Genomic DNA, 18,865 nt, shown 5'->3' with positions numbered 1-18,865 from the left:
CCCGATGACTGAATGACGCGCGGCAAACTTCTCCGAGTCTGGCCGTTCAGGGACGTTGCTAGTCAGAGAATTGCGCCACGGCAACCATTGGGGCGCGACTGCGGCAATCGGAACTCGGATTTGTTACACTTCAGACACACCAAGGACACAGGGGTTTGAAGCCTGAATCTCCTACAGGTTGTCGCGTAGCCAGCCGGCCGCCCGGGCGACGAGATTTCCGCCCTGAACGCCCGGGGCGTCGGCAGCGGTAATCTGGCGCGACATCAGCTTTCTGGCGGAGACGGCTTCGCGCGGACCATAGGCGGCGCGCAACAGGACCCCAGCCGCCGAGCAGAAGGCCGGGCCCGCCGCCGAGTCCGCCAGGTGAGGCGCTCGCTGGGGACGGCCGAGCCTGACAGGGCGGTCGAAAACGCGAACAGCGAGCTCCCGCACGCCGTTCAGCTGACTGGCTCCGCCCGCAAGCACAAGACCCGCGCCTGGTTCAAGACCGACGCCGGCGTTCCTCAGGCGGTCGCGCAGCAGTTCGAGGGTCTCTTCAACACGCGGCGCGATCACCGTCTTCAGCATGGCCCGGGGCACGATGACCGGACCAGACCCGGCGTCCTCGCCGCGCGGCGGGGCTTCGAGCATCTCGCGGTCCTCGTTGGCGCTGGCCATGGCCGAGCCATGCAGGGTCTTCAGTCGCTCGGCGCCGGCCCTGGACGTCGACAGGCCGCGCGCAATGTCGGCCGTGACATGATCGCCGCCGACATTCAGTGATTCGATGTGCAGCAAGGACCTGCCGCCCCACACGGCAGCGGAGGTCGAACCGCCGCCCATGTCGATGCAGACGCAGCCGAGATCCATCTCGTCCACTTCCAGCGAGGCGAGCGAGGAGACCACCGGCGCGGCGGCGACGCCCTGCAGGTCGAGGTGCGCCAGTTCCAGACAATGACTCAAGGACGCGAAGGCCCCCTCCGCCATCGATACGACCAGCAGGTCAAGGCCCAGCGAATGCCCGCGCATGGCGCGCGGGTCATGGACTCCGCGTGCGCCGTCCACCGACCAGGCGATGGGCAGAACGTGGATCGGCCTCCGGTTAGGCAGGCGTATCTGGGCCAGGGCCATGCCAATGGCCCTGGCCAGGTCGGCGTCGCTGACCGGGTTGGCGCCGAGAGAGACGCGGGCCTGTACCCGATGGCTGGCCATCTGGCCGATGGCCGTGGTGACGATGACGCCGGAGACCGGAGCGCCCGCGGTGCGCTCGGCGCGTTCGACGGCGTGACCGATGGCCTGCGCGGCCTCGTCCATGTTGACGATCGCCCCGCCGCGCACACCCTTCGACTGGACGTGGCTGGCTCCGGCGACGCGGATGGTCCGGTCGGCGTGACGCACGCCGTCCGGCTTCATGATGAAGCAGGCAACCTTGGACTGGCCCAGATCGAGCGCAGCGACCACGGGCGCGCGCGCGGCCGCACGGCCGTCGTTTCTGGCCGCTTCTGTCGTCGGATCCGCCTTCTTGCCCGCCATGATGCCTGCCGCCCTACTCGAAACTGTGTGTTGTTAGACGCCGGCGCCCGGCCGGACCGCGACCTGGCCCTCGGTTCGGAGGTCGATGCGGGAAAAGCCCAGCTCCAGCAGCCGCTCGCGTTGGTCCAGGGCGTCAAGCTGGATCAGGGCCGCCTCCTGTTTGACGGCCGGCAGCTGAATGATGCCGCCGTCCTTCAGTCGCAGGTCCCAGCGGCGCTCGTCGACCCGCACCAAGGCGTCGATCCGGCTCATCAGCCGGGGACGTTGCGTCAGCAGAGGCAGGATGTCGCCCGCCGCCTTGTCCGCTCCGACGCCGACGATCAGGGGCAAGCCCGGATAGCGTCCGGCGTCCGCGCCCGGAATGGCGCGGCCCTCTCCGTCGATGACGAAGACGCGCCCGCCGGCCTGCCACACGGCCAGGCGGTCATGTTCCTTGACCTCGACGATCAAGGTATCGGGCAACAGTCGTACCACGCGCGCCTCCTTGACCCAGCCGACGGCCTGGATGCTGGCCTGCAGCGCACCGAGATCCAGGCTGGTGATCGGCTGGCCTGCCTCGACGTTCAGCGCGCGTTGGATCGCGGGGGTCGCCTCGGCCGAGGCGCCGGTGATGTGCACCCGACGGAGCTTCAACCCCATGCCGGTGGTGATCTGGTCCATGCCGTGGGTGACCGACTGGCCGATGCGCTCGGCTCGGGCGCCGGTGGCCAGCACCAGGGCCAGAACGCCGAATCCCGCGCAGATGGAAAGAATAACGGCGCGCGGAGTCATATCCAGCTTGCCCAGCGCAGCCATCTTGCCGGGAACGCCGCCGGCATTGCGAGGCGCGCCTCCACGCGAGCGCCCGCCCTGCCCTTTCGGACCCCCGCTTCGCTTGGGCGCAGGCGCGACATTCGCGCGCCGACCGCCGCGAACTACCGCGGGCATGAGGCGTCCTCCACCATCCACCGGACCAGATCTTGATAACTCATCCCGACGTAGGCGGCCTGCTCCGGAACCAGAGAGGTCGGCGTCATGCCGGGCTGGGTATTGACCTCCAGAAGGACCAGTTCGTCCTTAACATCGTCATAACGGAAGTCGGTCCGCGACACGCCCCGACACCCCAGTGCGGCATGCGCCTGCTCGGATTCCCGAAGCGCCGCCTCGAAAACGTGAGGGGGGAGATCGGCCGGAAGCTTGTGGACGGAACCGCCCGGCGCGTACTTGGCCTCGTAGTCGTAGAAGCCTTTCACCGGGGTGATGTCGGTAACGGTGAGCGCGCGTGGGCCAGTCACCTCGCCAATCACGGCGACGGCCAGTTCCTTGCCCGGAATGTAGGGCTCGACCATCACCATCTCACCATAGGTCCAGTCGTCGGCCCCGACCTCGGTCTGCGGGCCGTTGGCCCCCGCGAGCACCAGATAGACGCCGACCGACGACCCCTCGGCATTGGGCTTGATGATGTAAGGCGGCTCGATCACGTGGCGACGCGCCACCTCGCGCCGGTCGAACAGCCCGCCGCCCGGCACCTTGACCCCTGCCGCGCCCAGCACGGCCTTGGTCTTGTCCTTGTCCATCGTCAAGGCCGAGGCCAGGACGCCGGAATGGCTGTAGGGAATCTGCAGCGTCTCGAGGATGCCCTGGACGCAGCCGTCCTCGCCCCATTCGCCGTGCAGCGCATTCAGGACGACGTCGGGCTTCAGATCAGCCAGCACCTGGGCCAGGTCGCGGCCGGCGTCGATGCGGGTGACGCGAGCCGCCTGCCCTTCCAGGGCCTTGGCGCACTGCTCGCCCGAGGACAGCGACACGTCCCGTTCCGAGGACAGCCCGCCCATCAGGACGGCGACGTGCAGTTCTGACAGGGGACGGGTCATCTGGGTTCTGGGAGCGTTCTGCGGTTACAGGGGTCGGCCGACCCTCTTGATCTCCCATTCGAGGTTTACGCCGAGTTTACTTTGAACGTCGGCGCGGACAGTTTCCCCCAATCCCTCGATGTCGGCGGCGGTCGCCTCACCCGGGTTGATCATGAAATTGGAGTGCAGCTCGCTGAACTTCGCGCCCCCACCGGTGACGGCGTGCAGCTTTCCGCGCCAGCCCGCCTCGTCGACCAATTTCCACGACGAATGGCCGGGCGGGTTCTTGAAGGTCGAGCCGCCGGTCTTTTCCCGGATCGGCTGGGTCTGTTCGCGGCGAGACGTGATCTCGGCGATGCGGGCGGCGACCGCTTCGGGCGCGTCCGGCGTCCCGCGATAGACAGCCTGGATCCAGATGATTTCGGCGGGCGCCTCGGAGTGGCGGTAGGTGTAGCCGAAATCGGCCAGCGAATAGTCGACCCGCTCTCCTGCACGCGTCAGGCCCGAGGCCGAGAGCAGGATGTCCTTTGTCTCGGAACCATAGCAGCCGGCGTTCATGGTCAGGGCGCCGCCGACGGTCCCCGGTATTCCGGCATAGAACTCCAGACCGGCGAGCCCGGCCCTGGCCGAAGCCTTGGCGACCATGGCGTCCAGCGCGCCGGCTCCGGCCGTGATCGTGTCGCCTTCGGTCGTGATGCCGGCGAAGGGCCGACCGGCCAGACGAATGACCACGCCCTCGATCCCGCCGTCCCTGACGATGACGTTGGAGCCGACGCCGAGCACCATGACAGGCACGGCGGGGTCGACGGCCTTCAGGAATGCGGCCAGATCGTCGGCCTCAGCCGGGATGAACAATGCATCCGCCGACCCGCCGACCCGGAACCAGGTGAACGGCCCAAGCGGTTCGTCTCGCAGGAGTTTGCCGCGCACGGAGGGCAGAGCGTCATGCCAGCTCATGCCAACGCTTCCAGTTGCGCCGGCAAAGCATAGGCCCAGGCGGTGATGTCGCCCGCGCCCAGCAGGACGACCACGTCCCCCGCCTTCGCTTCCTCGGCGATCACGCGTGGCAGGACGGCGGCGTTTTCCAGCGCCGATACGCGCAGGTGGCCGTAGCGGCGGATGCCGTCCACCAACGCCTGTTTGTCCACGCCCTCGATCGGGGCCTCGCCCGCGGCATAGACGTCGGCAACGATGACGCTGTCGGCGTCCGAGAAACTGGTCGAGAACTCGTCCATCAGGTCACGCAGCCGGGTGAACCGGTGCGGCTGGACCACGGCGATGACCCGCCCCTCCGCGACCTGACGCGCGGCCTTCAGCACGGCCGCGATCTCGACCGGATGGTGCCCGTAGTCGTCGACGATCCGCACGCCGCCCACCACGCCCGTTGTCGTGAACCGCCGCTTGACCCCCGCGAACGCCGCCAGACCTGACCGGATTGCGTCATCCGAGACGTCCAGCTCCCGCGCCACGGCGATGGCGGCCAGGGCATTGGCGACATTGTGCCAGCCGGCCATCGGCAGGTGCAGGCCGGTAATCCGCACCGGCGCCTCCAGCGCGGCCTGGCCACGTCCCTGGATCAGGACGTCGAACCGGCAGCCGTCCGGGCTCATCTGGCAGTTGTCGGCGCGGACCATGGCCTGGGGGTTCATGCCATAGGTCACGATCCGGCGGTTATCGATCTGGGCGACCAGCCGCTGGACCTCGGGGTGGTCGAGACAGACGGCAGCGAAGCCGTAGAAGGGGATGTTCTCGACGAAGTCGCAGAACGCCTTCCGCACCGCGTCGAAGTCGCCGTAGTGGTCCAGGTGCTCCGGGTCGATGTTGGTGACGATGGCCACCGTGGATTTCAGGCGGAGGAAGCTGCCGTCCGACTCGTCCGCCTCGACCACGATCCAGTCGCCGTCACCGACCTTGGCGTTGGTGCCATAGGCGTTGATGATCCCGCCGTTGACCACCGTCGGGTCCAGCCCGGCCGCGTCCAGCAGGGCCGCGACCATGGAGGTCGTCGTCGTCTTGCCGTGGGTGCCGCCCACCGCGATCGAGAACTGCAGCCGCATCAGCTCGGCCAGCATCTCGGCCCGGCGGACCAGGGGGATGCGACGCTCGCGCGCGGTCATCATCTCCGGATTGGTCGCCTTGACCGCCGTCGAATAGACGACTGCCGAGACGCCCTCGCCGACATGGGCGGCGTCATGGCCGATGAAAATCTTCGCGCCCAGGGCCGCCAGCCGCTCCGTGTTGGCCGAAGACCTGGCGTCCGAGCCCTGCACCGAATAGCCGATCTTGAGCATGATCTCGGCGATGCCGCTCATGCCGATCCCGCCGATGCCTACGAAATGCACAGGGCCGAGGTCGAAGGGTATGGGGCGAAGGCGAGCGATCATGGAAGCGTCATAGCCATGCCGATTTCGATTTGCACGAGCCTTGCCCCACTTCCGCTCTCGACGTGGGCGATCTCTGTCGGGATAAACGAACAACGACCAGAGACCAGACGGACCCGGACCATGCGCATCGCCGCCCTTGCCGCCGCCCTTGCCGCTACCCTGACGGCCGCCGGCCTTTCTCCGGCCCGTGCCCAGGACGCCCTCGATGCGACCGGCGAACTTCGCATTGCCGCTGTGGGCCAGACACGCGTCGTCATGGTGCAGGGCGTCAGCGCCGACCCCTTGGTCTGGGAATGGAGTTTCCTCGACGAGGAAGTGACCTCCGACGAGGGCATGATCGACGCGGTGGCGATGAGCGTCATGTATGACTGCGCCGCCCGCACCCGCCGCCCCCTGGCGCTTGAGGCCTATCGCGACGGGGCCTTCGTTTCCCAGAGCCCCGTCTATGAGGAGCCGGCGCCGGTCGCCCCGGGCACTCTGGTCGACGGCGCCCTCGAGGTCGTGTGCGAACCAGACGCCAACTCCGACGGCGCCGCCTTCCCGAACATGGCCGCGGCCCGCGCGGCGATGGACGTGCGAAAAGGCCCGGTGGTTACCCCACCTTAACCGTGATGATTCACGGTTCGGCCCTCAAGCTGTGTGGGGCCGTGTTTCGTGACCGATCTGAAGACCGACATCATCCACCGGGGCGACTGCATCGAAATCCTGCGGTCCCTGCCCGACAAGTCCGTCGACATGGTCTTCGCCGACCCGCCCTATAATCTGCAGCTGGGCGGCGACCTGCTGCGACCCGACAACTCCAAGGTCGATGCGGTCGATGACGACTGGGACAAGTTCGACAGCTTCGCCGCCTACGACGCCTTCTGCCGTGACTGGCTGAAGGAATGCCGCCGCGTCCTCAAGGACGAGGGCTCGATCTGGGTGATCGGCAGCTATCACAATGTCTTCCGCCTGGGCTCGGCGATCCAGGACCTCGGGTTCTGGGTGCTGAACGACATCATCTGGCGCAAGACCAACCCGATGCCAAACTTCAAGGGGACGCGTTTCACCAACGCCCACGAAACCCTGATCTGGGCCGCCAAGAGCCGTGAGCAGAAGCGCTATACCTTCAACTACGATGCGCTGAAGGCCTTCAACGAAGACACCCAGATGCGCTCGGACTGGACCTTTGCGCTCTGCACCGGCGAGGAGCGGATCAAGGGCGAGGACGGCAAGAAGGCGCATCCGACCCAGAAGCCCGAGGCCCTGTTGCACCGGGTGATCCTGGCCGCGACCCGGCCCGGCGACGTGATCCTGGACCCCTTCTTCGGCACGGGAACCACCGGCGCGGCCGCCAAGCGGCTGGGCCGTCACTACATCGGCATCGAACGCGATGCCGAATACGCCAAAGTCGCCGAGACGCGGATCAAGGCGGTCATCCCGGCCCGGCCGGAGGACCTCGTGGTCACGGGCTCCAAACGCGCCGAGGTCAAGGTTCCGTTCGGCGCCCTGGTCGAGGCCGGGCTGCTGTCGCCGGGCGATGTCCTCTACTGTCCAAAGGGCGAGCGCGAGGCTCGCGTCCGCGCTGACGGGTCTCTGGTGTCGGGCGCCATGACAGGCTCGATCCACAAGCTGGGAGCCCTGTTCGAGAATGCCCCGGCCTGCAACGGCTGGACCTATTGGCGCTTCCGTACCGATACGGGTCTGCGCTCCATCGACGCCCTGCGCGCCGAGGTCAGGGCTGGGATGCAATAGTCTCGACCAGGTCCTTCATCTGCTTGAGGCGGACCGCAGAAGTGTCGGGAAGCGAACCTTTGGTCCGCGCTAACGCGCCGCAATCATTGCTGAAATTCTCCGTTCCTCAGGGAACTGCGCCGTTGCGATATCATTGATGTCTACGGCCCGGCTGAGCGGGTCGGAGCAAGCCATCATGAAGATCGCCCAGGTCACTCCGCTGTACGAAGCCGTCCCTCCCAAGCTGTACGGAGGCACCGAACGGGTCGTGGGCCACCTGACCGACGCCCTGGTCGATCTGGGCCATGAGGTGACCCTGTTCGCATCGGCAGAGGCGCAGACCCGGGCCAGGCTTGTGCCTGTCCGGGACCAGGCGATCCGGCTGGATCCGGCGCCGCTCAAGTCGGATCTGGCCTCGCACATGAGCATGCTGGCGGAGGTCCTGCGCCGCGCTGACGACTTCGATGTCATTCACTTCCACACTGACATGATCCATTTCCCGTTCTTCGAGCGGATCGCGAACAAGACCCTGACCACCCTGCACGGACGGCTCGACATGAAGGACCTGCCGGAGGTCTATGAGCACTGGCCGCAGTTCGGTCTGGTCTCGATCTCGAACGATCAGCGGCGCCCCCTGGCCTTCGCCAACTGGAAGGCCACCGTTCACCACGGGATGCCGGCGGAGCAGTATGTCTTCTCGCCGAAGTCGAAGGGCTACCTCGCCTTCCTTGGTCGAATCTCGCCCGAGAAGCGTCCCGACCGGGCGATCGAGATCGCCACCAAGCTGGGCAAGCGGCTGAAGATGGCGGCCAAGGTCGATGCGGCGGATCGGGTCTACTACGAGACGAGGATCAAACCGATGATCGACGGCAACCCGTTGATCGAGTTCATCGGCGAGATCGGCGATCACCAGAAGTCGGAGTTCCTGGGCGGCGCCGAGGCCCTGCTGTTCCCGATCGACTGGCCCGAGCCCTTCGGCCTGGTGATGATCGAGGCGATGGCCTGTGGGACGCCGGTCGTCGCCTTCCGCTGCGGCTCGACCACCGAGGTCATCGAGGACGGCGCGACCGGTTTCCTGGTCGACACCCTGGAGCAGGCCGTGGCCGCCGCCGATCGCGCCCCCATGCTCGACCGCGCGGCCGTCAGGGCCTGTTTCGAGCTGCGGTTCTCGGCTGCGGCGATGGCCCGGCGCTATCTCGATGTCTACGGCGACCTGCTGGCGAAGAAGCCTTACGCCGAAGCGATCCTGGACGAAGTGGTGGTTCCGCTGCACGAAGACCGGAGCTTTGCGGTTTCCGCCTGAACCTAACCTCGCCTCGGCCATTGTCCTTTCGCATTGGCACGCCAGGCTGGTGACAGGCGGGGGCGCCAGCGAGGTTCCATGGACGACGGCTATTCGGTTCAGCAGACGGCCGCAGAAAGCGCGGAGAGCGGCGGCCTGGATACTCTGCAGGCGCTGAAGGACGGCGACACCTTCCTGGTGGCGGACAACTGGGGAGACCTGAAGGGCGGGGCCGACGGCCTGTTCGACCGCGACACCCGGATCCTGTCACGGTTCGTGATGACCGTGGGGCTGGCGAGGCCATCGCGGCTGAGTTCGGGCGTGTCGCGGGACAACGTGTTCTTCACGGCCCACACGACCAACAGACCCCTGCCGCCAATGGGTGGTCGGTCGGCGCCGGCGGGGGTGCTGCATATCGAGCGGCGTCGGTTTGTATGGGACCGGCGGCTGTTCGAGCGGGTCCGGATGGTGAACCATGGGATCGAGGACGTCCTGTTACCGCTGGCTTTCGAGTTCGGCGCCGATTTCGCCGATATCTTCCAGGTGCGAGGCACCCTGCGCAAAAAGCGCGGGGCAGGCGAGGTTCCGACCACCGACGGACGTCGTGTCACCTTCCGCTATACCGGGCTCGACGCGGTGGTGCGGACGAGTTGCCTGGCGTTTTCCGAACCGCCCGCCCGACTGAACGGCTCGCGAGCCGAGTTCATGTTCAGCCTGCCGATGGGCAAGGAATTGGATCTCTATATCGAGTGCGGGCCCGAGATGTGCCTGACGCCGGACGCCCAGCGCTGGCGTGGGAACGCGGTGCAGGCGCGGCTGGCGATGCGGCGCCGGCGCCGTCGGGGAGCCTCGCTGAGGGGGCCACGAAGCCCGCGCTTCAACGCCTGGCTGGACCAGTCGCGATCCGACATCGCCCTGCTAACCACCGACCTGCCGACAGGGCCGTATCCCTATGCAGGGACGCCGTGGTTCTCGACGCCGTTCGGGCGGGACGGAATCATCTCGGCCTGGCAGATGCTGTGGCTCGATCCGTCGCTGGCCAAGGGGGTGCTGACCTATCTGGCTGCGCGACAGGCGACCGAGGTCTCACCCTTCCAGGACAGCCAGCCCGGCAAGATCATGCACGAGACCCGGGGCGGCGAGATGAGCGCGCTCGGGGAGGTGCCCTTCGGCCTCTATTACGGCGGGGTAGACACTACCTGTCTGTTCGTCGCCCTGGCCGGGGCCTGGTTCCGCCGGACCGGCGATCTGGAGACGATCCGGGCGCTGTGGCCCAATCTGGTCGCCGCGACGGAGTGGATGCGGGACTATGGCGACAGCAATGGCGACGGGCTGATCGACTACGCCAGGGCGGCCGAAACGGGCCTGTCAAACCAAGGCTGGAAAGATTCCGAGGACTCCATCTTCCATTCCGACGGCCGGTTCCCGAAGGGGCCGATAGCCCTTCTGGAGGTCCAAGGCTACGCCTTCGCGGCCTGGCGGGCGATGGCCGATCTGGGCGCACTGCTGGGCGACGCCCGGGCCCCGGCCTGGAACCGGCAGGCCGAGGAGGTTCGGCTGCTGGTCGAGGACCGGTTCTGGATGGAGGATGAACAGTTCTACGCCATCGCGTTGGACGGCGACGGGAACCCCTGCGAGGCCATCGGGTCGAACGCCGGCCATCTGATGTTCACCGGCCTGCCGTCTGCGGCGCGGGCCGCAGCGGTGACGAAGCGGCTGCTGGGCGCGGAGTTCCGCTCCGGCTGGGGCCTGCGGACGCTGGCGAAGGGGCAGGCCCGGTTCAATCCGATGAGCTATCACAACGGCTCAGTCTGGCCGCACGACACCTCGCTGGGGGTCGCCGGCATGGCCCGCTACGGCGAGAGGGACGCGGTCGGGATGATCCTGGGCGAGATCTATGCCGCCGCCAGCCATTTCCAGATGCGCCTGCCGGAGCTGTTCTGCGGCTTCGAGCGGGAGCCGGGCGAGGGACCGATCGCCTATCCGGTCGCCTGTCTGCCCCAGGCCTGGGCGGCAGGGTCGGTATTCCTGATGCTGCAGGCTTCGCTGGGGGTGTCGATTGACGCCCTGACGAAGACCGTGACGATCGACGCCCCCACACTGCCCGCCGGGATCGAGCGGCTGACCGTCAGCCGGCTCCAGGTCGGCGATGCCGTCCTCGACCTGGCCTTCGAGCGGCTGGGTGACCAGGTGGTGGTCATGCCGAGGAATCGCGTCGGCGAGGTCAGGATCGTGACGACACGGTAGGCCGCCCTCCGTGCAACCGGGGAAGGCGGCAGAGCCAGATCACCGATGGGGACGGCCGGGATTGCGCAAAGGTTTGTGGGCCTTAGCAGCGAGTCTTCCATCTGGACCCCGGCCTTCGCCGGGGTGCACGGAGGTGGGTTGCATTGCCAGAGCCCGTTCCAGCGCCTTGCGGAACACCGTCGGCAAGGCCGCCAGCGCCTCGGCTTCCGGCGTCCAGAGGAAGTCACCCTGCCCCGTCGCGACGCATACGGCCAGCGTCAGGGAGAAGTGGGTGAAGACGTGTTCGACGGCGCCCGCGTCGGTCCAGTCGGCCGCGACCGGCGGGAGGGCATCCGGCGTGGCTTCGAGCCAGTTGCTGGTCGGGAGGCCGGCCATGCCGCCGAGCAGACCCTTGTCCGGGCGGCGGACGAGGGCGATGCGGCCCCCGTCGTCGCGGAGGACCCAGGCGACGCCGCGCCGGTGCGGGCGGGCGGCCTTCTTCGTCCTGACCGGATAGCGTTCGGGCTCTCCGGTCGCGCGGCCGGCGCAGAACCCTGAGATCGGGCACATCAGGCAGAGTGGGGATTTCGGACGGCAGACGGTGGAGCCGAGGTCCATCAGGGCCTGGGCCCAATCCCCGTGTCTGGCTCCCGGGCGATCATCGGCGACGAGGGTCGCGGCCAGACGTTTCAGCTCTGGCCGGGCGGCGGGGACGGGCGTCTCGACGGCGAACAGGCGGGCGACGACGCGCTCGACGTTGCCGTCCACGACATTGGCCGACCGGTCGAAGGCGATCGCGGCGACGGCGGCGGCGGTATAAGCTCCGACCCCCGGCAACGCCAGAAGCGCGACCTCTGTGTCGGGGAAGACGCCGCCGTGATCGTTAGCCACGGCGCGGGCGCAGGCCAGCAGGTTGCGGGCGCGGGCGTAGTAGCCGAGCCCCGCCCAGGCGGCCATCAGGTCACTGTCGGGAGCGGCGGCGAGGTCTCCGACGGTCGGCCAGCGCGCGGTGAACCGCTCGAAATAGGGGGCGGCATGGGGGACGGTGGTCTGCTGCAGCATCACCTCGGACAGCCAGACGCGGTAGGGGTCGGTCCGTTCGGCCGCGCCCGGGGGGCTGCGCCACTGCAGGGTGCGCGCATGGGCGTCGTACCAGGCCAGCAGGGCGGCGCGCAGGGTGGCGATGTCGGCGGGAGGCATGGGTGATCCCATAGCCTCTCCCTCCCCGTTCGGGGAGGGTGGTCGGAGCGTAGCGGAGACCGGGTGGGGGCGGCCGCGCGATGCGGACACCGCTCTGAGTGGCTTGCCTTGCCGCCCCCACCCGGTCGCTGCGCGACCTGCACTCCCCCGAGGGGGAGGGAGAAGTCGGCGCGAATATCGGTTAGGGTGCGGTCATGGCGCGCGATCTGCCCACAGACGCTGAGACCCGCGAGATCCTGTCGCGGCGACGGACCCGGCCCATGCCGCGCCCGACGCCTCCGGCCGGTCGGGCCCTGGCGCCGCTGATCCGCGAACTGGACGAGAAGTTCGGGCGCGGCGCGGGGGCGCTGGAGCCGCGCTGGCGCGAGATCGTCGGCGACCAGCTGGCCCGCGTCACCCGGCCGCAGAAACTGACCAAGGGCCGGGCCGGAACCGGCGGGACGCTGGAGCTGCGCGTCGCGGGCCCGGCGGCACTGCTGGTCCAGCACCAGTCGGCCGACATCCTGGCGCGGGTGAACCTGTTCCTCGGTCCCGGCGCGGTGGACAAGCTGCGCATCGCCCAGGGGCCGGTGAAGCCCCTGCCCCAGATCGCCGCCTCGACGCGCGGCGCGCGGCGGCGGATCGATCCGCTGGATGCAGCGGCGGAGGCTGAACTGACGAAGTCGGTCGCAGCCGCACCGGACGGGCTGAAGGCGGCGCTGGCGAACCTGGGGCGGGCCGTGCTTTCGGATGAGGCCAAGGGGCGGCGGCGATAAGCGCATTTCGCGTGTCCGTCTCGCTGCGCTGCGCCTGGAATGACGAAAGGAAGAGGGATCCGTCAACGATGCGTCGTTTAGCCCGCCGCCTCCAGTCAGATTCCGAGGGCTGGCCCTTGACCTTTTTCCGCCGCACCTGTTCTCGACAACCATGGAATTCGCGCAGCCGTCGGGGAATCGCGCGATCATCCAGAGTCTGAGTTCTTAAGGAAGACGCCATGCGCGCCAGCGGCCCGTTCAAATACGCCTCCATGAGCCGCCGCGCGGCCGTGACAGGAACCGCCCTGGCGGCCATGGCCATGCTGGCCGCCTGCTCCGGCGCCCAGACCGGCGCCCCGGCTGAGGGCGACATGGCGCTGGGGGCCCCTGAAGGAGCCAAGGTCACCGTGGTCGAATACGCCTCGGTCACCTGCAGCCACTGCGCCGCCTGGCAGGCGCAGGTCTATCCGGAGTTCAAGACCAAATACGTCGACACCAACCAGGTCCGATATGTCTTCCGCGAATTCCCGACCGCGCCTGAATCCGTGGCCGTCGCCGGCTTCCTGATCGCGCGCTGCGCCGGGCCGGACAAATATTTCCCGGTGATCCACGAGATCATGGCCAGCCAGGCCGAGATCTTCGGCGGCGTGCCGCCCCGCTCCGTCCTGCTGCGCATCGCCAACGGCGCGGGCCTGTCGGAAGAGCAGTTCCAGGCCTGCGTCACCGACGCCGATGCGATCAAGGCCATGGACACCCGCATCGAGTCGGCGCTCGACGCCGGCGTGACCGGCACCCCCTATTTCATGGTCAATGGCGAACATGTCGCCGACAGCTCGCTGAGCGGGCTGTCGGAAAAGATCGACGCCGCCATAGCTGCGAGCTGATCCGATGATCCTGTTCCGCAACCTGTTCCTCGCCCTTTCCGCCCTGGCCCTCGCCTCGTGCGGGGGGTCGAAGGCGGTCGTCAACGGCGACATGGCCTTGGGCGCAGCCGAAGGCGCCAAGGTCACGTTTGTCGAGTACGCCTCGCCCACCTGCCCCCACTGCGCCCTGTGGCAGCAGAATACCTGGCCGGCATTCAAGGCCGCCTATGTCGACACCAACAAGGTCCGCTACGTCTTCCGAGAACTGCCGACGCCGCCGGCCGAGGTCGCCGCGGCCGGCTTCCTGCTGGCCCGCTGCGCCGGACCGGACAAGTATTTCGACGTCATCCACGCCATCATGGAGAGCCAGACGGAATGGCGCACGGGGACCAACCCGCGCGACAGCCTGATCCGAATCGCCGGCGGCGTGGGCATTGACGAGGCGGCGTTCACCCGTTGCGTGACCAATCCCGAGGGGATCGCCGCGCTCGAGGCCCGGGTGAAGGCCGCGACGGACGCCGGCGTGATCAACACGCCGACCTTCTTCGTGAATGGAAGACAGGTCTCGTCGCCCGGCGGCGAAGGCACGGTCATGGCCGACCTGGCGCCGGCCATCGAAGCCGAGTTGGCCAAATGATCCGTTCGCTGGTCCTGATGCTGGCGCTAGTCGCCACCCCGATGGCGGCGTCCGCCCAGGCTGCGGCCGCTCCGCCTGCGGTGACGAGCGCCGACCGGGTGCTGGGTCGCGCCGACGCGCCGGTGACGGTGATCGAATACGCCTCGTTCGTCTGCTCGCACTGCGCCCACTGGCACACGACCGTCCTGCCGGGCTTCAAGGCGCGGTTCATCGACACCGGCCAGGTGCGGCTGGTGTTCCGCAACCTACCGACCGCACCGGCCCAGGTGGCGGCGCGCGCCGCCGGAATCGCCCGCTGCGCGGCTCCGGCCCGGTTCTACGAGGTGGCCTCGTCCTTCATGACCGGTCAGGCCGCGATCATCGACGGCGCGCCGCTGGCCGACTGGTACGCCACAGGGGTCGCCGCCAGCGGACGGACCCAGGCCGAGATCGACGCCTGCCTGGCCGATCCGGCGACGCTGAACGGCATCCGCGCCGAGGTCGCGGGGGCCACAGCCGCCGGGGTCCAGGGCACGCCGAGCTTCTTCGTCAACGGCCGCGCCGTGTCGGACACCTCGCTGGACGGTCTGTCCGCTGCGATCCGGCCCCTGCTGCCCCGCAGCTGACGAAGGCATGCAGTTCCAGCGCCTCCGGCTCGTCGGCTTCAAGTCGTTCGTCGACCCGGCGGAGGTCTGGATCGAGCCGGGTCTGACGGGGATCGTGGGACCGAACGGCTGCGGCAAGTCTAACGTGCTGGAGAGCATGCGCTGGGTCATGGGCGCGAACTCGGCCAAGGCCATGCGCGGCACGGGCATGGACGACGTGATCTTCTCCGGGGCCTCGAACCGCCCGCCCCGGAACCACGCCGAAGTCCAGCTGACCATCGACAACGCCCAGCGGAAGGCGCCCCAGCCCTTCACCGACAGCGCCATCATCGAGGTGTCGCGCCGGATCGACCGGGGCCAGGGCTCGACCTATCGCATCAACGGCAAGGAGGTGCGGGCGCGGGACGTCCAGCTGCTGTTCGCCGATGCCTCGACGGGGGCGAACTCTCCGGCCCTGGTGCGTCAGGGGCAGATCAGCGAGCTGATCGCGGCCAAGCCGCAGAACCGACGGCGGATCCTCGAGGAGGCCGGCGGGGTGGCGGGCCTGCATACCCGACGGCACGAGGCGGAGCTGAGGCTCAAGGCGGCCGAGACCAATCTGGAGCGGCTGGACGACATCGGGCGCGAGCTTGAGACAGCTCTGACGCGGCTGAAGCGCGAGGCGCGGCAGGCGGAGAAGTACAAGAAGATCTCGGCCGAGATCAGGGCCCTGCAGGCGGCCCTGCTGTTCGTGCGCTGGAACGACGCGCGGCTGGCGGCGGAGACGGCGGCGGCGGAGCTGGCGGCGGCGGACCGGGCGGTCGCCGAGGCGACGGCGGCGGCGGCCAGGGCCCAGACGGCGGCCCTGTCGGCGCAGGAAGGCTTGAAGCCGGCGCGGGAAGAGGATGCGGTGGCGGCGGCCCTGCTGCACCGCGCCTCGCTCGAGCGCGACCGGCTGGACATGGCCGAGCAGTCGGCGCGGGCCGAGGTCGACCGTCTCACTGCCGAAGCGCAGCGGATCGCCAACGACACCGAACGCGAGATCGCCATGGCGGGCGACGCCGAGGGCGAACTGGCGCGGCGGGGGTCCGAGCTGGAGGTGCTGACAGCCGAGATCGCCGCGGCGCCCGGGCGCGGGCCGGAGCTGGAGCGGGCGCTGGAGGCGGCGGAAGAGGCCCGTCGCGCAGCCGATGCCGAGGTCGAACGGCTGGCGGGCTCGCTCGCGGCGGTCGAGGCGCGCGCGAATGCCGAGACGGCGCGGAAACGCGACGCCGAGGCGCGGGTGGCGCGGGCGGTCGCGGCCCTGGACGGCGCCAGGCGAGAGCGCGAGGCGCTGGGGCCGCTGGAGACGCCGGAACTGGCCGCCGCGCGCGAGGCGCTGGAGACGGCGACGGCCGCGCTGACCGTGGCGCGGGCGGGTGTGGAAGCCGCCGAGGCCGATCGGGCGGAACGCGCGCGGGCCGAGCAGGAGGCGCGGACGACGGCGCGGGCGGCCGAGGATCGGCTGGGGCGGTTGCAGACCGAGGCGCGGGGGCTGGCGTCGCTGCTGCTCTCGGGGCGTCGGGACCATTCGCCGGCGCTGGACCAGGTCGGGGCGGACAAGGGATACGAGGCCGCTCTGGCCGCGGCGCTGGGCGACGACCTGGACGCGGCGCTGGATGCGAAGGCGGCGGCCTATTGGGGCGGGGCGAACGTGCCAGCACCCGTCTGGCCGGCAGGAATCGAGCCGTTGGCCAATCATGTGAGGGCGCCCGAGGCGCTGGCGGCGCGGCTGGCCCTGTGCGGGGTCGCGGCGAAGGCTGAGGCCGCAGGGCTGGCAAAGTCGCTGCCGGTCGGGGCGCGACTGGTGACGCGGGAGGGCGACCTCTATCGTTGGGACGGGTTCGTCAGCCGGGCCGATGCGCCGAGACCGGCGGCCGTGCGGATGGCCCAGCGCACGCGGCTGGCCGAACTGGAAGCGGACATCGATGCGGGCAAGCCGGCGCTGGAGACGGCGCAGGCGGCTTTGAAGGCGGCCACCGAAGCCTTCCGGGCTTCGGAGGAGGCGGTCAAGGCGGCGCGGCTGCTGCCCTTCGCGGCCGACAAGGCCGTGACCACGGCGCGGGACGCGGTGCAGCGGCTGACCAATGAACAGGCCCGGCGCGAGGCGCGGGCGACGGCGCTGGACGAGACGCTGGAACGGCTGGCGGTCGAGCATGAGGCGGCGGAGGCGGCGCTGGCCGAGGCGCTGGCGACCGACGCGCCATCCGAGACGCTGTCGGGACTGAAGGCCGAGCTGGCGACGGCGCGCACGGCGGCGGATGCGGCGCGTGGCGCTGCGGCCGGGGCGCGGGCGGACCGGGATGCAGAGGCGCGGGACCGGGCCGGACGCGAGCAGCGGCTGGGCTCCCTGACGCGGGAGCGCGACAGCTGGGCGGCGCGGGCCAGGGATTCGACGGCGCGGATCATGGTGCTGGAGGGCGACACGGGCAAGACGGCCGCGTTGCTGTTGCAGGCCGAACGGGCGCCGGAAGCCTTGGCTGCACAGCGATTGAAGCTGATGGACATGCTGACCTCAGCCGAGACGCGGCGGAAGACGGCGGCGGATAGGCTGGCGGTGGCCGAAGGCGAGGCCGGCGATTCGGACCGGGCCAGCCGCGCGGCTGATGCGACGGCGGCGAGCGCGCGCGAGGCCCGGGCCGGTCTGGCGGCGCGGTCGGAGGCGGCGGCCGAACGGCTGCTGGACGCCGCGAACAACGTCCGCGAGACGGCGCAGATGTCGCCGGAAGACCTGGGGCAGAAATTGACCGACGACGCCATCGCCCGGCCGCCGGACGCGGCGGGGGCGGAGAGCCTGCTGTTCGGTCTCGAGCGCGAGCGGGAGATGCTCGGCGCGGTCAATCTCCTGGCCGAGGACGAGGCCGAGGAGTACGGCGAGCGGCTGCAAACCATGCGGCTGGAGCGGTCGGACCTGACCGGCGCCATTGCCAAGCTGCGCGACGGCATTGACGAACTGAACGCCGAAGGGCGTGAGCGGCTGGTGGCGGCGTTCGACGTCATCAACGACAACTTCAAGAGCCTGTTCGAAGCGCTGTTCGGCGGCGGCCAGGCGGAGCTGAAACTGGTCGAGTCCGACGATCCGCTGGAGGCCGGACTGGAGATCTTCGCCTGTCCGCCCGGCAAGCGGCTGTCGGTCATGAGTTTGATGTCGGGCGGAGAGCAGGCCCTGACGGCGGCGGCGCTGATCTTTGCGGTCTTCCTGGCCAATCCGGCGCCGGTCTGCGTGCTGGACGAGGTGGATGCGCCGCTGGACGACGCCAACGTGGATCGCTTCTGCCGGATGCTGAACGAGATGCGGAACCGGACGGACACGCGGTTCATCGTCATCACCCACAATCCGGTGACCATGAGCCGGATGGATCGGCTGTACGGCGTGACCATGCCCGAGCGCGGGGTGTCACAGCTGGTCAGCGTCGACCTGACCCAGGCCGAGACGCTGGTCGCGTGATCCAGGCCGCTGCGTCTCTCCCGCCCGAGGCGCATGCGCTGGTCCTGACCGGGGTCGGTCGATTCGTCGTGTTCGCGGACGCAGCCACGATCCGGCGGGAGCCGGACGGGGTGCGGATGCGGTCGCTGCAGGTCGTGGAGGAGGACTTCACGGTCGGGACGACACGGTATCTGGGTGGCTGGTCCTGGTGGCGGTTCGGCTGTGATGCCGGGACGGCGGACCGGCTGGACTTCGCCTCGGTGGCGGTCGGCGGAGCCGAGGGACCGAGCACGCCGGAAGGGCAGCCGGCCTATCCGGCGGCGCCGGGCGGGGATGCGGCAGAGTTGCTGGCAGTGGCCTGTGGGACTGTGGAGCAGAAGGTCGTGGCGACGACGGTGGAGGCTGCGGTGCGGATCGGGCGGGCGGCGATGGCGGAATGACCCCTCTCCCGGTGGG

At 69.2% G+C, this 18,865-nt stretch carries 16 protein-coding genes; 10 read left to right on the top strand and 6 right to left on the bottom strand.

Annotated elements, in window-relative coordinates:
• Positions 1 to 171 precede the first annotated feature (171 nt).
• The 5 genes from ftsA to murC are packed head-to-tail and all read right to left on the bottom strand — an operon-like array spanning position 172 to position 5,725.
• Positions 172 to 1,509: a cell division protein FtsA gene (gene ftsA / locus ACP7AU_RS09285; RefSeq protein WP_426051233.1), complete on the bottom strand. Its 1,338-nt coding sequence runs from the start codon at positions 1,507 to 1,509 to the stop codon at positions 172 to 174.
• Between the two features lie 33 nt (positions 1,510 to 1,542).
• Complete coding sequence (locus ACP7AU_RS09280; RefSeq protein WP_426051232.1) at positions 1,543 to 2,436, bottom strand: cell division protein FtsQ/DivIB; 894 nt, start codon at positions 2,434 to 2,436, stop codon at positions 1,543 to 1,545.
• Positions 2,424 to 3,362: a D-alanine--D-alanine ligase gene (locus ACP7AU_RS09275; protein ID WP_426051231.1), complete on the bottom strand. Its 939-nt coding sequence runs from the start codon at positions 3,360 to 3,362 to the stop codon at positions 2,424 to 2,426. The genes ACP7AU_RS09280 and ACP7AU_RS09275 overlap by 13 nt, the downstream gene beginning before the upstream one ends.
• A 24-nt stretch (positions 3,363 to 3,386) precedes the next feature.
• Positions 3,387 to 4,298 (bottom strand): UDP-N-acetylmuramate dehydrogenase, encoded by a 912-nt coding sequence (murB, locus tag ACP7AU_RS09270; RefSeq protein ID WP_426051230.1) that lies wholly within the window; start codon positions 4,296 to 4,298, stop codon positions 3,387 to 3,389.
• On the bottom strand, positions 4,295 to 5,725 hold the full coding sequence (gene murC, locus ACP7AU_RS09265) for a UDP-N-acetylmuramate--L-alanine ligase (RefSeq protein WP_426051229.1): 1,431 nt from the start codon (positions 5,723 to 5,725) through the stop codon (positions 4,295 to 4,297). The genes murB and murC overlap by 4 nt, the downstream gene beginning before the upstream one ends.
• A 120-nt stretch (positions 5,726 to 5,845) precedes the next feature.
• Here murC and ACP7AU_RS09260 point away from each other — a divergent pair, with 120 nt between their 5' ends.
• The 4 genes from ACP7AU_RS09260 to ACP7AU_RS09245 all read left to right on the top strand — a co-directional run bounded on the left by ACP7AU_RS09260 (position 5,846) and on the right by ACP7AU_RS09245 (position 10,967).
• Positions 5,846 to 6,331 (top strand): hypothetical protein, encoded by a 486-nt coding sequence (locus tag ACP7AU_RS09260; protein WP_426051228.1) that lies wholly within the window; start codon positions 5,846 to 5,848, stop codon positions 6,329 to 6,331.
• 48 nt (positions 6,332 to 6,379) lie between these two features.
• Positions 6,380 to 7,459, top strand: a complete 1,080-nt coding sequence (locus ACP7AU_RS09255) for a site-specific DNA-methyltransferase (RefSeq protein ID WP_426038960.1) — start codon at positions 6,380 to 6,382, stop codon at positions 7,457 to 7,459.
• Positions 7,460 to 7,634: 175 nt separating this feature from the next.
• Positions 7,635 to 8,741: a glycosyltransferase family 4 protein gene (locus tag ACP7AU_RS09250; protein WP_426051227.1), complete on the top strand. Its 1,107-nt coding sequence runs from the start codon at positions 7,635 to 7,637 to the stop codon at positions 8,739 to 8,741.
• 78 nt (positions 8,742 to 8,819) lie between these two features.
• Entirely contained in the window at positions 8,820 to 10,967 is a 2,148-nt protein-coding gene (locus ACP7AU_RS09245) for a glycogen debranching N-terminal domain-containing protein (protein WP_426051226.1), read from the top strand.
• A gap of 39 nt (positions 10,968 to 11,006) precedes the next feature.
• On the opposite strand, the gene ACP7AU_RS09240 is transcribed toward ACP7AU_RS09245, so the two are convergent.
• The gene (locus ACP7AU_RS09240; protein ID WP_426051225.1) at positions 11,007 to 12,146 is read right to left on the bottom strand and encodes an A/G-specific adenine glycosylase; all 1,140 of its coding nucleotides are present in this window, start codon (positions 12,144 to 12,146) and stop codon (positions 11,007 to 11,009) included.
• A 194-nt stretch (positions 12,147 to 12,340) separates the two neighbouring features.
• Here ACP7AU_RS09240 and ACP7AU_RS09235 point away from each other — a divergent pair, with 194 nt between their 5' ends.
• From ACP7AU_RS09235 to ACP7AU_RS09210, 6 genes are all read left to right on the top strand, one after another.
• Positions 12,341 to 12,901 carry a DUF721 domain-containing protein gene (locus tag ACP7AU_RS09235; RefSeq protein ID WP_426038956.1) on the top strand — a complete coding sequence of 187 codons (561 nt, stop codon included), beginning with the start codon at positions 12,341 to 12,343 and terminating at the stop codon, positions 12,899 to 12,901.
• A gap of 218 nt (positions 12,902 to 13,119) precedes the next feature.
• A complete protein-coding gene (locus tag ACP7AU_RS09230; RefSeq protein WP_426051224.1) occupies positions 13,120 to 13,764 on the top strand; it encodes a DsbA family protein in 645 nt (214 codons plus the stop codon).
• Positions 13,765 to 13,768: 4 nt separating this feature from the next.
• Entirely contained in the window at positions 13,769 to 14,380 is a 612-nt protein-coding gene (locus tag ACP7AU_RS09225) for a thioredoxin domain-containing protein (RefSeq protein ID WP_426051223.1), read from the top strand.
• Entirely contained in the window at positions 14,377 to 14,985 is a 609-nt protein-coding gene (locus ACP7AU_RS09220; RefSeq protein ID WP_426051222.1) for a thioredoxin domain-containing protein, read from the top strand. Before ACP7AU_RS09225 ends, ACP7AU_RS09220 begins: the two co-directional genes overlap by 4 nt.
• A 7-nt stretch (positions 14,986 to 14,992) precedes the next feature.
• Positions 14,993 to 18,430: a chromosome segregation protein SMC gene (gene smc, locus ACP7AU_RS09215; protein ID WP_426051221.1), complete on the top strand. Its 3,438-nt coding sequence runs from the start codon at positions 14,993 to 14,995 to the stop codon at positions 18,428 to 18,430.
• On the top strand, positions 18,427 to 18,849 hold the full coding sequence (locus ACP7AU_RS09210) for a hypothetical protein (RefSeq protein WP_426051220.1): 423 nt from the start codon (positions 18,427 to 18,429) through the stop codon (positions 18,847 to 18,849). Before smc ends, ACP7AU_RS09210 begins: the two co-directional genes overlap by 4 nt.
• The last annotated feature ends 16 nt before the right edge of the window (positions 18,850 to 18,865 follow it).

The sequence above is a fragment of the Brevundimonas sp. SL161 genome (genome assembly GCF_049896985.1).
Lineage (GTDB): Bacteria > Pseudomonadota > Alphaproteobacteria > Caulobacterales > Caulobacteraceae > Brevundimonas.
Note: the sequence above shows the minus strand (reverse complement) of the source record. Positions and strands in the feature narration are given on the sequence as shown.